Consider the following 14,211-nt stretch of genomic DNA (forward strand, 5'->3'; position numbering starts at 1 on the left):
GGCCGGTCCGGCGGGAAGGCGGTCCGGCCGGGGCGGTCCGGCGAGGCACCACGGCGGAACCCGCCGCCGCCCGCCGGACCGCACCGCGCGGGGGCAGCACCGGGGCGGCCGGAGAGCAGGGCGAAGGCGACGCCCCGGGAGACACCCCCGCCGCCGCACCGGACCGGAGAGCCCGGCCCTACGCCCCACGCTCCTGTTCGTCCGCCGCGCCGCCCGCGCCGACGAGGCCGCGCTGGGGGGACCCGGCGGCCAGCCGGGGCTCGAACCGCCGCATCTCGCGCTGCCCCACGGTGCCGAGCAGCGACGGCAGCGCACCGCGGACGCCCTGCATGCCGCGCAGCCACCACTGCCCGTACACGTGGTGCGAGCGCCGCTCGATCCCGGCGACCAGACGGTCCACGGCCGGGCCGAGCGGGTAGGTCTTGCCGGCCGGCCAGGGCAGCCGCTTCCGCAGGTCCCGCATCACCTCGTCCTGGTCGGCGCCGCGCACCATGTCCGTGTCGGTCCAGCTCAGATACCCCACGCCGACCCGTACGCCCTTGTAGCCGACCTCGGCCCGCAGGCTGTGCGCGAAGGCCTCGACGCCGGACTTGGAGGCGCAGTAGGCGCTCATCATCGGGGCCGGGGTGAGGGCGGCGAGCGAGGCGACCTGGAGGAAGTAGCCCCGGGACTCCAGCAGCAACGGCAGGAAGGCGCGCCCGGTGACGGCGCCGCCGATCAGGTTGACCTCGATCACCCGGCGCCAGGAGACCGGGTCGGAGCCGACGAACGGACCGCCGCTGGCCACCCCGGCGTTGGCGACGGCCGTGTCCACCTTGCCGAACCGCTCCCGGACCTCCTCAGCAACCCGGGCCATCGCCTCGTGGTCGGTCACGTCCGCGTGCCAGGCCTCGGCCTCGGTGTGCAGCGACGCGGCGACCTTCTTCAACTCGTCCGGCTCCAGGCCGACCAGCGCCAGCTTCGCGCCGCGGGCGCTGAGCTTGCGGGCCAGCAGCTCCCCGACGCCCCGCGCGGCGCCGGTCACGACCACGACCTGTCCCTCCACACTCCTGCGGCTCACGCGCTCTCCTCCTTGATCGTTCCGGTGCTCGGCCGGTGACCGGCCGTCAGATGGTCCCGCACGAGGCCGGTGAGCACGCCGGCGACGGCGTCGGGGTTCTCCACCGGGGTCATGTGGCCGAGCCCCGGCAGTTCGGTCAGGCCCGTGCAGTGCGGCAGCGCGGCCACCATGCGCTGCGCGTGCACGGGCGGGGTGAGCCGGTCGGCGGTGCCGGCGACCACGGCCGTGGGCTGGGTGAGCCGGGCGAGGGCGGACGTCAGGTCCAGTTCGTCCAGCACCCGGGCCCAGGCCGCCCGCACCCCGCGGGGGCAGGCGAGCACGATGCGGGCGCAGGCGTCGACGGCCTCCCGGGAGGAGCGCGGGCCCATGGTCCCGTAGCGCAGGATGCGCCGGGAGACCGGTGTCACCGGCCCCAGCGGTGCGCGGGTGCCGAGCATCCGGGCCTGCAGCCGGGCCCGTACGCCGGCGAGCGGGAACGGCACCACCCGCGCCTCCCGCACCAGCCGGGACGGGCCGGTGCTGCACAGCAGCAGCGCCGCGGCGTGCTCCCGGAAGGACGGGCGCTCGGCCGCGGCCATCAGCGTCATGGCGCCCATGGAGTGGCCGCCGAGCACCGCTCGTTCGCCGGGGGCGAGGGTGGCGTCCAGCACGGCGCACAGGTCGTCGGCGAGCAGTTCGGTGCTGTAGCGGGCGGGTTCGGCGGCGGGTGTGCGGCCGTGGCCGCGCTGGTCGTACGCGACGACCCGGTGCCCGGCGGCGGTCAGTGCCCGTATGACCGGGGCCCAGAAGGCCACGGCGCAGGTCCAGCCGTGGGCCAGGACGACGGGTGCGGCGTCCTCCGGGCCGTACTCGGCGACGTACAGCCGGGCGCCGTCGGCGGAGACGGCGGTCGTCTCGCGGCGCGGGGCGGGCGGGGTGTAGCGGCCGGGGCCGGCGGGCCCGGTGGACGCGGCGTGGGGCGGCCGGCTCATGCAGCGGCCTCCCCGGCCGTGGCGGCGACGCGTTCCGCGGCCGTGGGGTCCGCGGGGGCGCGTCCCGGTTCGCCGGCGCGGAGCACCTCGTACTCGGTGAGGTCCAGACGGCGGGTGACACGGCGGAACTCGGCGGTGGTGCCGGGCCAGACGGTGGTGTTGCGGCCGTTGTCGTCCAGGTACCAGCTGTCGCAGCCTCCGGTACTCCACACGGTGCGGCGCATCCGGTCCTGGATGTGGGTGTTCCAGGCCCGCACGGCCTCCGGGCGGGCGTCGAGCGCGACCCGGCCGCCGAGGGTGCCGAGCTGGGTGAGGTAGTCGATCATGTAGTTGAGCTGGGCCTCGATGATGAGGATCATCGAGCTGTTGCCCAGGCCGGTGTTGGGCCCGATGACGGTCATGAAGTTGGGGAAGCCGGCGGCGGTGCAGCCGCGCAGCGCCTCCATGCCGTCCTTCCACTCCTCGGCGAGGGTGGTGCCGTGGGCGCCGTGGACGCGCTCGGCGATGGGCATGTCGGTGACGTGGAAGCCGGTGCCGAACACGACGGCGTCCACCTCGGTCTCCGTGCCGTCGGCGGCGACCAGGGTGTTGCCGCGGATCTCCCGCAGCCCGGAGGCGACGAGGTCGACATTGGGCCGGGCGAGCGCCGGGTAGTAGTCGTTGGAGAGCAGGATGCGCTTGCAGCCGATGCGGTAGTCCGGGGTGAGCTGTTCCCGCAGCACCGGGTCCTTGACGGCCCGCTTCATGTGCGCGGAGGCCAGCTTCTGCACCAGGCCCAACTGGTCCGGGCGCTTGGTGAAGGCGCTGACCTGGAGTTCCCGGACGCCCCAGAGGAGCTGACGGCGGAGCAGGCCGGTGGCGGGCAGCCGCGCGTGCAGCCGGCGCTCGAGGCCGGTGATCCGCCGGTCGACGCGCGGCATCACCCAGGGCGCGGTGCGCTGGAAGACGGTGAGCCGGCCGACCTCGGGCTGGATGGCCGGGACGATCTGGATGGCGGAGGCGCCGGTGCCGACCATGGCCACGCGCTTCCCGCGCAGGTCGTAGTCGTGGTCCCACTGGGCGGAGTGGAAGACCTTGCCCTCGAAGGTGTCCAGACCGGGGAAGTCCGGGATCTTCGGGTCGGAGAGCGGCCCGGTGGCGGAGACGACGAAGTCGGCGGTGAGGGTGCCGTGCGAGTGCTCGACGATCCAGTGCAGTTCGCGGCTGTCCCAGCTCATCCGGTGCACCTCGTGGCCGAGGCGGATGTGCGGCCGGAGGCCGAAGGCGTCCGTGACGTTCTCCAGGTACGCGCGGATGTGCCGCTGGCCGGAGAAGGTGCGCGGCCAGTCCGGGTTGGGGGCGAAGGAGAAGGAGTAGAGGTGCGAGGGCACGTCGCAGGCGCAGCCCGGGTAGCTGTTGTCGCGCCAGGTGCCGCCCACCGCGTCGCGGCGTTCCAGCACCGCGAAGTCCGTGATGCCCGCGCGGCGCAGCCGCACGGCGGCCCCCAGGCCGCCGAATCCGGATCCGATCACCGCCACCCGTACGTGCTCGTGCTCGCGCTCGGCCGCCATCGCGCCGCCTCCTGAGGGTCTGGTCCTGCCGCTGCGTGCGCACGTGCGGCGCCGCTCGGACGGCGCCGCACGTACTACGCCAGTAATCACTGGCACGGTGGAGCGTAGAGCAGTTCACTACCGATGGGTAGGGGGTGGACCACACGAGTTACCGGCGGTTACCCGAAGGGCCTGGTCGGCGCCGCCGGCCGGCGGGCCCGTACCGCACCACCGGCCCGGCATAGGCTGACACCGTGGCGACCCCAGACGAACGACCGGAGCGACCGCACCGGCCCGAGGACCGGCGGCCGGAGACGGCGACCCCGTACGAGCCCGCGCGGTCCGGTACCCCCGGCGGCGACGCGGAGGACGGCAAGCGCGAGTACCGGGCCGCCGAACTGGCGAAGGCGGCCGGCATCACCGAACGCACCCTGCGCTTCTACCGCGAACGCAAGCTGCTGCCGCCGCCCCGCCGCGAGGGCCGCATCGCCTGGTACGACGAACACCACCTGGCCCGGCTGCGCACCATCACCACGCTGCTGCAACGCGGCCACACCCTCGGCGGCATCGCCGAGCTGCTCACCGCCTTCGAGAAGGGCGCGACCCGGAACAGCGCCGCCGAACTCCTGGGCGTGGACTCGCTGCTGACGGGCTCGTTCTCCGACGAGACACCGGTGCGCCTCACCCCGGAGGACATGGCGGACTACTTCGGCAGCGACATCACCGCCGAGGACCTGGCCGCCTCCCTCGACCTGGGCTATGTCGCGGTCGAGGGCGACGAGATGGTGCACGTCAGCCGGCGGCTGCTGGACGCCTCGGCCGCCCTGGTCGAGGAGGGCATCCCGCTCTCCGCCGTCCTGGAGGGCGGACGGCGGCTGCGCACCCATGTGGACGTGATCGCCCGCATCTTCAGCGAGCTGCTCCGGAGCCACGTCCTCCCCGGCGACCTCTCCCCCGCCGACGCCGAGCGCATCAACACCGCCCTGGAGCGCCTCCGCCCGCTCGCCCAGCAGGTCGTCGACGCCGAACTCGGCCTCGCCCTGGACCGGCGGGTGCGCGAGGAGGTCGCCGAGTGGTTCCGGCAGGACGGCGGTGCACCCGGCTCCTGAGAGCTGCCGGACAGGGCCCCGCGGACGCGCAGGCGCGGCCCGCACCCCTGCCGCGCGTCCGCCGTGGGGCCGCCGTGCGTCCGCCGTGGGGCCCGTGCCCGTGCCGACCGGTCATCCTTCAGGAGCATGGGCGTAGCCCTCACGGTGGAAGAAGTCACGGGGAACATCCCCGTAGCGTCACGGGCATGACAGTCTCGACGTCTCCGGCCTCGACGGGGAGGCAGCCCGTCACGCCCTCCCGCCCGAGCAGCACGGTCCGCGCCGTGGCAGCGGTCACCGTCCTCTGCTGCGTCGGCTTCGCCCTGGTCAACCTCGACCTGCTCACCACGGGCTTCTTCGCCGGCGAGGACTACGACCGGTTGACCGCGGACCATCCGGTCGGCTTCGCCGTGATGAACCTGCTGGTCCTGGTGCTGAAACTCGCCGGAGCGTTCGTGGCGGCGCTGACCGTCGCCCCGCGGGTCCGGACCTCGGCCCCCGGCCGGCTGCTCGCTCCCCCCGTGGTGGGGGTGAGCGCCCATGCCGCGTGGATCACCCTCGGCGTCTACTGCGCAGGCAGCATCGCCCAGGGCATCGTCATGATCGTCGAGGGCGACGGCATCGCCCTCGGCGAACTCGCCTACGTGGGCTTCTTCGCGCTCTTCGCGCTCTGCTACGGCGTCCTCGGGCTCTCCTACCACCGCCGCGCCGGCCTGCGCCCCCGTCACCTCGTCCTCGGCACACTGGGTGCGATCGTGCTCGGAGGCGTCCTCACCGCAGCGATCGTCACGCTGACCGCGCTGGGCCTGGTGCCGTCGAGCACGTGACCCGGGTGCCTGCGCCGGCCGGCATCCGCACTCCCGTACCGGCCGCTCCCACGGCGGCCCGGTGACGGCCGTCCCCGAACCGGCCGGGGCACACGGGCCCGCACGGCAGCCTCCGGCCGCCCCCGGCCGATATCCTCGCCGGTGCAGACACCTTCCGCAGGAGGAGCGCGTGAGCCTCTACACCCGGGCGGACCCCGTCCGCGACACCACCGACGGCCTCGGCCGCCCCGGCCCGGGCCGCACCCGCACCGTGGCCGGCACCGGCGGGCTCCACGGCGTGCCGGACGCCCGGTGACGTGCGCGTAGGTCTGGCCGGGCTCCGGCACCGCCACCACGGTGACGCCCTGAACGCCGTCGGCGTCCTCCTGTTCGGCGCTTCCGCCGTCGTCCCGCCGAACCCGGCGAGCACCACCGTCCTCGCCGCCGCCGTCACCCTGATGGCCGTCTCCTCGGCCATGCAGACCCGGCACCTCAGGGGACCACTGTGCGAGAGGTGCGTCGGGGCCATGCCGCTGAACGCCGCCGAGGCGGCCCAGCGGAAGCGCCGCTGGCGGTGGACGCTCGCCGCCTTCCACGCCACCTACGACCGCCCCTCGCGGGCAAGCCTCGCCGGTACGACCGCCCTGCTGCTCCAAGGCGCCGGAGCCGCCCTCCTGTTGGGGTTCGCCGAGGCGGGCGACCACTCGCGCGGGCTCGGTGGCCTGGTCCTGAGCCTGGGCCTCCTTCTCTCCCTGGCCACCACCTGGATGGGCCGCACGCACAGCCGTCTCCAGCCCTGGTGCCCCTTCTGCGACCACGGGGGCGGCGGCGGGGAGGGCGGCGACCGCGATCCGGCGCCGCAGGACGACCCCGGGCGGCCGGTACCCGCCTGAGCCGGCCCGGCACCCGGGCAGGACTGGAAACCTGCCACACGGGCCGGGCCGTTCAGCAGCGTGGGCTGCGGGGGCCGGCCGGAGCCTCGCGAGCACAGGACAGGACCGCTCCTGTCTCCTGGCGGACTCCGTCAGGAGTCGAACACCGCCGTCACCGGAGCGTGGTCCGACCAGCGCAGCTCGTGCGCGGCCGCCCGCTCCACGTACCCCTTCACGGCCCGCTCCGCCAGCCCGGCGGTGGCCGCCAGCAGGTCGATGCGCCAGCCGCTGTCGTTGTCGAACGCCCGGCCGCGGTACGACCACCAGGAGTACGGCCCGGTCTCCTCGGGATGCAGCGCCCGTACGACGTCGGTGTAGCCGCCGTCGGCCGGGTCGAAGACCCGGTCCAGCCAGGCACGCTCCTCGGGCAGGAAGCCGGAGTTCTTCCGGTTGCCGCGCCAGTTCTTCAGGTCGGCCTCCCGGTGCGCGATGTTCCAGTCGCCGCAGATCAGCACCTCACGGCCGTCGGCCGCCGCCTTCTCCCGCAACTCCCGGAGGTAGGGCAGGAAGTCCGCCATGAAGCGCTCCTTCTCCGCCTGCCGCTCGGTGCCGACCTCGCCGGACGGCAGATAGAGGCTGGCCACCGTCAGGCCGCCAGGGAGGTCCGCCTCCACATACCGGCCGGACTCCTCGAACTCCGCGGCCCCGAAGCCGATCCGGACCCGCTCCGGCTCCCGGCGCGTGAGCAACGCCACACCCGCCCGGCCCTTCACCGACGACGGCGCCCACACGGCGTGCCAGCCCTCCGGCTCCCGCACCCCGGCGGCAAGCTGCTCCGGCTCCGCACGGACCTCCTGCAGGCAGACGACGTCGGCGTCCGTCTCCGCCAGCCACGGGACATAGCCCTTGCGGGACGCGGCACGCAGCCCGTTCACATTGACCGTCGTCACCTGAATCACAGCAGCTCCCTGCCCGTCCGTCCGTGCAACCTCCCCCGCTCCCCGGCCGCGGCCCCCCGTGACCGGCGCCACTGGTGGCACCCGCCGGAACCCGGCCGAGCCAGCCACCCTAACCGCTCCGGCACACCGTCCCCGCGCCCGTCGGCGAGGCCGGGCGCAGGGTCTCTCGGGGGCGTGCCCCAAGGCGCGGGCGCCACGGGCCGGCTGCTGCGGCGGCGGCTTCGCGACGGGGCGGGGCGGATGCGTTGCCGAGTGCGGGCCGGGCGTCGGCGGCTTCGCGACGGGGCGGGGGCGGGTGCGTGGCCGGGTGCGGGGCTCGTTCTGTTGCGGTCACTGCTTGGCGGGCTACGGGGAGAGGGGTGGTGGGTGGCGGGCTCGTTCATGTTGCGGGCGCGGGTGGCGTGGTGGGCTGGGGTTCACCCGCCGGTGACGGGGCCGGTCGGCGGGGCGGTCGGCAGCCGGTGACGGGGGTGCCCTGGCGGGCTGCTGCCGCGCTGTGGCCGAGGCATCGTCTTCTCGCTCCGCTCGTTCCACGCCGGTGGCACTGCGCGGTCTGTCTGCGGGCCGTTCCGGAGTGGGGGTGCGCGCGGCCCGGGTCGTGCCGGAGGTCCGGTGGAGCGGGCCGTTCCGGAGTGAGGGTGCGTGCGGCCCGGGTCGCACCGGAAGCCGGCCCGCGCCGGAGGGCTGATGGGCCGCGTCGAGCCCGGCGGGGGCGGGGACGGCTCCGGGGGCGGGATCATCGCCTTGCCCGCGCGGCCGATCGGGGCCCCCGGAGGCCCGCCCGCGTCGTGATCTTGTACTGGTCCACGCTTTGGACAAATCTGGGCCGATATTTGCCAAAAGCGTGGACCAGTACAAGATCGTCCGGAATTTGTCAGGGGTGGTGCCCACTGACGGGTCTTACACTCCGGGGCTCCGGGGGCGCTCGCCGGGTACAAGCCCGGCCCGCCAGGTCGTGCGGGCGCCCGCAAGCCGCACCCGGGCTCGCGACCCCCGCCAGGCCGCAGGCCGAGCGTCAGAAGCCCGGCCTCGGACAGGCCAGGCCAGGCCAGGCCAGGCCACAGGCAGGGTGCCCGGCCCCAGCCCCCACCGGCTACGAGCCCCGCGCACCCCCACTCCGGAACGGCCGGCAGGCGGACCCCGCACTGCCACCCACGTGCAACGAGCGGAGCGAGAAGACGAAACCCCAGCCACAGCGCGGCAGCAGCCAGCCAGGGCACCCCCGTCACCGGCCACCGACCGCCCCACCGCCCCACCCCGTCACCGGCGGGTGAACCCCAACCCACCACGCCACCCGCCACCAGCAACCAGAACGAACCCACCACCCACCACCCCTCCCCCCGTAGCCCGCCAAGCAGTAACAGCACCAGAACGAGCCCCGCACCCGGCAACGCACCCCCCACCACCCCCACCGCGTAGGGCCGTTGCTCGCAACCGGTCGTTCGCCCGCCACACGCCACGTGCGGCGGGCGGAGGCAGCAGTGGCCGCATCTGAGTACGAACGCTCATGACGCGCGCTGCCCGAGGCAGGAGACTCGGGGCATGTCTCTCAGACGATCAGCCGCAGCAGCCGCCCTCGTCGTGCTCACGGTGACCGCGTGCGGCAGCCGGCAGGCGGGGCATGCGGAGTCGGCCGGCGGGGCTTCGCCGACTCCCGAGCCGAGCTTCTCTCCCCGGCCGAAGTGCGCGCAGCCCGCCGAGGTGCCCACGGAGCTGCCGTCGTCCCCCACTCCGAGCCGGAACGGCACGCCCCGGGAGGAGAACGGGGACCGGCCGCCGAACTACGCCGAGAACCACGCCTACCGCATGCAGGCGCCGATGACGGCGGAGAAGCGCGCCCGCGGACAGGCGTCGGCGAGGCTCATCCAGAAGGAGCTGGAGAAGGTCCGGCGGGAAGGCGGCGCGGGTGAGTACGGCGTCTTCCCCGACGAGCGGGTCGCGGCGGCGCTGAGCCGTCTCGGCTGTGGCGAGGAACACGGTGTCCACATCGGGTACGGGTCCTACAGCGTGCACACGGGAGACGTCTGTGTGTCCGGCCGGGTCACGGAGGACGAGCTGACCAGCAAGGTGCACGGTGCCTACGCCGAGCCGCAGCCCGGGACGGGCCCCTGCGTCGAGAACCGCGGAGGCCACTGAGCGCCTCCGTACGACGCCGTGGCCGGGCGCCGGCCCCGGGCTGCCCCGCCGGCGGCCACCGGGGCAGAAGTGCCGACCGTAGGATGCGGGGCTATGGAGATACGTGCTGTGCGGTACGACCATCCGGACGCGCTGAAGCTGAACGACGTGGTGCAGGAGGAGTACACCGAGCGCTACGGCGAGGCGGACGTGACCCCCCTCGACCCGAGGATGTTCGAGCCGCCGCACGGGCTCTACCTGCTGGCCTACGACGAGGAGGGCCGGCCGGTGGCGACCGGTGGCTGGCGGGCGCAGGACCGCGACGACATGGGGTACGCCGACGGCGACGCGGAGATCAAGCGGATGTTCGTGGTGCGGGAGGCCCGGGGGCGGGGCCTGGCCCGGCGCATCCTGGCCGCGCTGGAGGAGAGCGCCCGGTCGGCGGGCCGGGTGCGGATGGTGCTGGAGACCGGCCTCCGGCAGCCGGAGGCGATCGCGCTGTACGTGTCGGAGGGGTACGAGCCGACGACCAAGTTCGGCCACTACCGCTTCCACGAGGAGAGCCGCTGCTACGCGAAGCCGCTCCGGGCGGACTGAATCCGCGCCGGACGAACTGAGGCAGCGCGAGGCGCGTGCGACGGGCGGCCGGCCCGGGGGAGTCCGGCTGCGCAGGACATGGCGCACGGCACGGTTGCTGCGCCCGGCCTTCCGCTCCGAGTTCCGTGACTTTCCGCGTCGTTGGGCTCACCCGGAGCACCCGGCGCGGATAGGGTGCGGGGCATGACTGAGGAGCAGACCCGGCCCAAGATCGACGACAGCGTGGCGCACTCCGCCCGCATGTGGAACTACTGGCTGGGCGGGCGGGACTTCTACGAGGTGGACCGGCAGGCCGGCGACCGCATACGCGAGCTGCACCCCGGCATCCTGGACTACGCACGGGCGGACCGGGCGTTCCTGGGGCGTGCCGTGCGGCATCTGACCGGTGAGGCGGGCATCCGGCAGTTCCTGGACATCGGCACCGGCCTGCCCACGGCGGACAACACGCACGAGGTCGCGCAGCGCGTGGCCCCGGAGTCGCGGATCGTGTACGTCGACAACGACCCGCTGGTCCTCGCCCACGCCCGGGCCCTGCTGACCAGCACCTCCGAGGGGGTCACCGACTACATCGACGCCGACCTGCACGCCCCGGAGGCGATCCTCCGGGAGGCCGAGCGCACCCTGGACTTCTCCCGGCCGGTGGCGGTGATGCTGCTGGGCATCGCGATGTTCGTGAACGACGACGCGCAGGCGCGGGACGTGGTGCGGCGGCTGATGGAGGCGGTGCCGTCGGGCAGCTATCTCGCGCTCTCACACACCATCACCGCGCCGGGGCTGGACGACGTGGACGAGGCCGTCCGCTTCTGGAACTCGGTGGGCACGCCCAAGCTCAAGCAGCGCACACCCGAGGAGGTGGAAGGCTTCTTCGACGGGCTGGAACTGCTGGAGCCGGGTGTCGTCTCGTGCTCCCGCTGGCGCCCGGAGGCCACCCCGTGGGGCGAGCCCGACGAGGTGGCCTTCTACTGCGGGGTGGCCCGGAAGCCGTAGGACGCCCGGCCGCGCGGGCGCGGAAGCCGCGCGACCCGGCACCCGGTATCCGGAAGCCGCAGGCACCCGAGCCGCAGGGCCGGCCCGCCCGCAACGGGCCGGGCCGTCAGGAGGCCCGCAGGCCCGGGGACTCCGCGCTGCCCGGGGCCCGTTCCGCGCGCGGCTCCACGATCATCGGGACGCTCTTCGGGCGGGCCATGGCGGCCGTCTCCTCCCGCACGGTCACCCCGGGGACGGGACGGAAGCGCCAGCGGGGCAGCACCGTGGCGAGGGTGATCATGATCTCCGTCCAGGAGAACTCGTCCCCGATGCACTTGCGGTTCCCGGCGCCGAAGGCGACGAACGCCTCCCGGGGCCGCTCGGCCCGCTGCTCCGGGGACCAGCGGTCGGGGTCGAAGCGCTCCGGCTCCGGGTAGAGCCGCGGGTCGAGGTGGAGGGCGTAGAGGCTGAAGGCGATCTCGGTGCCCTCGGGCAGTTCGACGCCGCCCAGCTCCACGGGCTGCGCGGTGCGCCGCATCAGCAGCGTCACGCCGTGCAGCCGGATCACCTCGTCCAGCACCTGCCGGAGGTAGGTCAGCCGGGACATGTCGGCGAAGGTCACCTGGCGGTCGCCGACGACCTCGTCGATCTCCTCCAGCACCCGGCGTTCGACCTCGGGGTGGCGGGCCAGTTCGTGGAAGGTCCAGGCGAAGGTGGAGGCGGTGGTCTCGGTGCCGGCGAAGAGCATGGTGCCGAGCTCGTCGCGGACCTCCTCGTCGGTGAGGGCCTCGCCGGTGTCCGCGTCGCGCGCGGCGAGCAGCATCGACAGCAGGTCGGGGTGCTCGTCGTCGGAGGCCCGGGTGTCCTTGATGACGTCGTCGATGACCTTCCGCAGCCGGGCCGAGGCCGCGAGGAAGCGGCGGTTCGGGGGGACGGGCAACCGGTCCAGCGCGGGCGGCAGCACCGCCCGGGTGAGCATGGTCTGCAGGATGACCGGGATGTCGCGGCGTACGGCCTTGACCGCCTGCTCCCCGAGGTCCGAGGCGAACATGGTGCTGGCCAGCGTGACGATGGCGAACTCGCCCATCTCCTGCACCATGTCGACGCGCTGACCGGGCCGCCACGCATCGGCCAGCTCCCGCGCGCGGGCCGCCATGATCTCGCCGTAGCCGGCCAGGCGCCGGTGGTGGAAGGTCGGCTGGATGAGCCGCCGGTGCCGCCGGTGTTCCTGCCCGTCGGCGGTGGCCAGCCCGCCGCCGACGAGCGGCGTCATGCGGCTGAAGAGCCGTCCCTTGGAGATGAAACGCGCCTTGGTGACCAGCACCTCGTGGACCAGGGAGGCGTTGGTGACGAAGACGACGGGCAGGCCGCCGAGGTCGACCCGCACCAGGTCGCCGCTCTCCCGGAGGGACTTCACGAAGTTCAGCGGGTCGCGCATCAGCGGCCACGCGTGCCCCAGCAGCGGAAGTCTGCCCGGGGCGTGCGGCACCGCCGCCATCCCACCGTCGGCCATCCCCAGTCCGTCCCTTCTCACCAGCTCCGCGCCGGGTCGTACGCCGGCGCCCGGGGCGGAGAACCGGGCCGGCTGAAGATCATGCCTACCCCGGCCGGCGATCCGTTCATGCCGAACGAGTGTGCGCAATGGCCGAATTCGTGCGGTGCGGTGTACGTGCCGTCGTTCCCGTACGGCCCCCGCAGGCCGGGCGGCGGCCAGGGGACGGGCGGCACCGCCCGAGCGGCCCCGGGCCGGGGCCCGGAGCCGGGGCGCCCGGCGCGGGGCGACGCCTCAGTGCCGGGCCGGCCGGCGCAGGCGCTTGAGCAGCCCGGTGACCGCGGGCCCGGGCGGCACGGACTCCGCCTCCGGCAGCGCGGTGGAGGGTACGGTCTCGGGCAGCGGCTGCGCGGCCGTGGCGGCGACGGGCGTCCCGGTGCGGTTCCCGGGCGGGCGCGGGGTGAACTGCGCGGGCAGCAGACCCGGCCGCCCCTCCATCCAGGTGTCGTCCGAGGGCACCTCCGCGACGTCCACCGCGAGGCGCAGGTCCGGCAGCCGCTGGAGCAGGGTGTCGATGCCGGTGTCCGCGATGGTGCGGCCCAGGTCCTGTCCGGGGCACTCGTGCGGGCCGCCGCTGAAGGCCAGGTGGGAACGGTTGCCGTGCATGGGGCTGTCGAGGTCGGGGCGGATGTCCGGGTCGACGTTGCCCGCCGCCAGTCCGAGCAGCAGCAGGTCGCCCTCGGCGATGCGCTGCCCGCCCAGCTCGGTGTCGCCGCCGGCGATGCGGAACGGGCAGACGGCCAGCGGCGGCCGGTCCCAGAGGACCTGTTCCAGGGCGTCGGGGAGGGTCATCTGGCCGCCCGACAGGTTGCCGCGGAAGCGCGGGTCGGTGAGGACCAGGTGCAGGGTGTTGGTGATGAGCCCGATGGTGGTGGCGTTGGCCGCGATGAGCAGCAGCCGGGCGTGCTCGCGCACCTCGTCGTCGTCCAGCTCCGACGCGTGCTCGATCAGCTTGGAGACGATGTCGTGGCCCGGGGTGCGGCGCTTGGTCTCGACGAGCTGCTGGAGCGCACGGGTGAGGTAGTCGTTGCTCTCGGCGGCCGTCTCGGTGCCCTTCATCAGGTCGCGGCACTTGGCGACGAGTTGCGGTCCCTCCTCTTCGGGGAGGCCCAGCAGCTTCGTCATGACGAGCATCGGGAGCTGCTCCGCCCACTGCGCCACCAGGTCGGCGTGGCCGTCCGCCGCGAAGCCGTCGACGAGCTGGTCGGCGAAGCGCGCCACATGGCGGCGCACCCCCCGGGCGGCGAACTGCGACAGGCTCCAGGTGACCGCGCCACGCCACCGCTGGTGCTGCATACCGTCGGAGAAGACGCAGAGCGGCTGCGGGGCGAGGATCGGGGTGAGCGGGTGGCCCGGACCGAGCTGGTCGGCGTGGGTCCAGACGCCGTCCCGGGTGAAGAGCGAGGGGGTGCGGACGACCTCCAGGATCTCCCGGTAGCCCAGCACCAGCCAGGCGGGGAGTTCGCCGGGGATGAGCACCGGGGCCACGGGGCCGTGCTGGGCGCGCAGCCGCTCGTACACGTCCCGGCCGCCGGCCACGGCCTCCGGCCCGTGCAGCCGCGTCAGCCCGTCCGTGCCGGACGCGTGGGCGGGGCAGCCCGGGGGCGGGGTGGCGGGGGCGTCCTGCGCACCGTCGGGCGGGTGGGGAGTCACCGAACCTCCTGCGTGGTCGTTCTCCGTGGGCATGACGGCCGGG

The 14,211-nt window shown here is 74.3% G+C and carries 13 protein-coding genes; 7 read left to right on the top strand and 6 right to left on the bottom strand.

Annotation, left to right across the window (positions count from 1 at the left end; genetic code table 11):
* Positions 1 to 178 precede the first annotated feature (178 nt).
* Genes HOY81_RS04155 through HOY81_RS04165 form a run of 3 tightly spaced genes read right to left on the bottom strand, consistent with a single transcriptional unit; the run spans position 179 to position 3,581 of the window.
* The gene (locus HOY81_RS04155) at positions 179 to 1,060 is read right to left on the bottom strand and encodes an SDR family oxidoreductase (RefSeq protein ID WP_237318225.1); all 882 of its coding nucleotides are present in this window, start codon (positions 1,058 to 1,060) and stop codon (positions 179 to 181) included.
* Complete coding sequence (locus HOY81_RS04160) at positions 1,057 to 2,031, bottom strand: alpha/beta fold hydrolase (RefSeq protein WP_237318227.1); 975 nt, start codon at positions 2,029 to 2,031, stop codon at positions 1,057 to 1,059. The genes HOY81_RS04155 and HOY81_RS04160 overlap by 4 nt, the downstream gene beginning before the upstream one ends.
* Positions 2,028 to 3,581, bottom strand: a complete 1,554-nt coding sequence (locus tag HOY81_RS04165) for an NAD(P)/FAD-dependent oxidoreductase (protein WP_237318230.1) — start codon at positions 3,579 to 3,581, stop codon at positions 2,028 to 2,030. The genes HOY81_RS04160 and HOY81_RS04165 overlap by 4 nt, the downstream gene beginning before the upstream one ends.
* 377 nt (positions 3,582 to 3,958) lie before the next feature.
* Between HOY81_RS04165 and HOY81_RS04170 the strand changes: the two genes are divergently transcribed.
* From HOY81_RS04170 to HOY81_RS04180, 4 genes are all read left to right on the top strand, one after another.
* Complete coding sequence (locus HOY81_RS04170; RefSeq protein WP_237318325.1) at positions 3,959 to 4,669, top strand: MerR family transcriptional regulator; 711 nt, start codon at positions 3,959 to 3,961, stop codon at positions 4,667 to 4,669.
* A 263-nt stretch (positions 4,670 to 4,932) separates the two neighbouring features.
* Complete coding sequence (locus HOY81_RS04175; protein WP_237318232.1) at positions 4,933 to 5,475, top strand: hypothetical protein; 543 nt, start codon at positions 4,933 to 4,935, stop codon at positions 5,473 to 5,475.
* 169 nt (positions 5,476 to 5,644) lie between these two features.
* On the top strand, positions 5,645 to 5,770 hold the full coding sequence (locus tag HOY81_RS27270; RefSeq protein WP_272892332.1) for a hypothetical protein: 126 nt from the start codon (positions 5,645 to 5,647) through the stop codon (positions 5,768 to 5,770).
* 1 nt (position 5,771) lies between these two features.
* Positions 5,772 to 6,347: a hypothetical protein gene (locus tag HOY81_RS04180; RefSeq protein WP_237318234.1), complete on the top strand. Its 576-nt coding sequence runs from the start codon at positions 5,772 to 5,774 to the stop codon at positions 6,345 to 6,347.
* Between the two features lie 131 nt (positions 6,348 to 6,478).
* On the opposite strand, the gene HOY81_RS04185 is transcribed toward HOY81_RS04180, so the two are convergent.
* Entirely contained in the window at positions 6,479 to 7,285 is an 807-nt protein-coding gene (locus tag HOY81_RS04185) for an exodeoxyribonuclease III (RefSeq protein ID WP_237318236.1), read from the bottom strand.
* Between the two features lie 1,542 nt (positions 7,286 to 8,827).
* On the opposite strand from HOY81_RS04185, the gene HOY81_RS04190 reads away from it, so the two are divergent.
* From HOY81_RS04190 to HOY81_RS04200, 3 genes are all read left to right on the top strand, one after another.
* Positions 8,828 to 9,421, top strand: a complete 594-nt coding sequence (locus tag HOY81_RS04190) for a hypothetical protein (RefSeq protein WP_237318238.1) — start codon at positions 8,828 to 8,830, stop codon at positions 9,419 to 9,421.
* 93 nt (positions 9,422 to 9,514) lie between these two features.
* Positions 9,515 to 9,997 (top strand): GNAT family N-acetyltransferase, encoded by a 483-nt coding sequence (locus HOY81_RS04195; protein ID WP_237318240.1) that lies wholly within the window; start codon positions 9,515 to 9,517, stop codon positions 9,995 to 9,997.
* A 183-nt stretch (positions 9,998 to 10,180) separates the two neighbouring features.
* Positions 10,181 to 10,984: an SAM-dependent methyltransferase gene (locus HOY81_RS04200; protein WP_237318242.1), complete on the top strand. Its 804-nt coding sequence runs from the start codon at positions 10,181 to 10,183 to the stop codon at positions 10,982 to 10,984.
* Positions 10,985 to 11,090: 106 nt separating this feature from the next.
* Here the strand turns inward: HOY81_RS04200 and HOY81_RS04205 are convergent, their stop codons facing one another.
* Together HOY81_RS04205 and HOY81_RS04210 are read right to left on the bottom strand one after the other, a co-directional pair.
* Positions 11,091 to 12,476: a cytochrome P450 gene (locus HOY81_RS04205; protein ID WP_272892333.1), complete on the bottom strand. Its 1,386-nt coding sequence runs from the start codon at positions 12,474 to 12,476 to the stop codon at positions 11,091 to 11,093.
* Between the two features lie 273 nt (positions 12,477 to 12,749).
* Positions 12,750 to 14,168 carry a cytochrome P450 gene (locus HOY81_RS04210; protein WP_237318244.1) on the bottom strand — a complete coding sequence of 473 codons (1,419 nt, stop codon included), beginning with the start codon at positions 14,166 to 14,168 and terminating at the stop codon, positions 12,750 to 12,752.
* Between the last annotated feature and the right edge of the window lie 43 nt (positions 14,169 to 14,211).

It is taken from the genome of Streptomyces sp. JJ36 (assembly GCF_021696945.1).
Lineage (GTDB): Bacteria > Actinomycetota > Actinomycetes > Streptomycetales > Streptomycetaceae > Streptomyces.

Bases quoted from the DNA above. Each gene is read 5' to 3' on its own strand.
- HOY81_RS04205 (WP_272892333.1), bottom strand. From the start codon at position 12,476: ATGGCCGACGGTGGGATGGCGGCGGTGCCGCACGCCCCGGGCAGACTT.
- HOY81_RS04200 (WP_237318242.1), top strand. From the start codon at position 10,181: ATGACTGAGGAGCAGACCCGGCCCAAGATCGACGACAGCGTGGCGCAC.
- HOY81_RS04195 (WP_237318240.1), top strand. From the start codon at position 9,515: ATGGAGATACGTGCTGTGCGGTACGACCATCCGGACGCGCTGAAGCTG.
- HOY81_RS04160 (WP_237318227.1), bottom strand. From the start codon at position 2,031: ATGAGCCGGCCGCCCCACGCCGCGTCCACCGGGCCCGCCGGCCCCGGC.
- HOY81_RS04190 (WP_237318238.1), top strand. From the start codon at position 8,828: ATGTCTCTCAGACGATCAGCCGCAGCAGCCGCCCTCGTCGTGCTCACG.
- HOY81_RS04165 (WP_237318230.1), bottom strand. From the start codon at position 3,581: ATGGCGGCCGAGCGCGAGCACGAGCACGTACGGGTGGCGGTGATCGGA.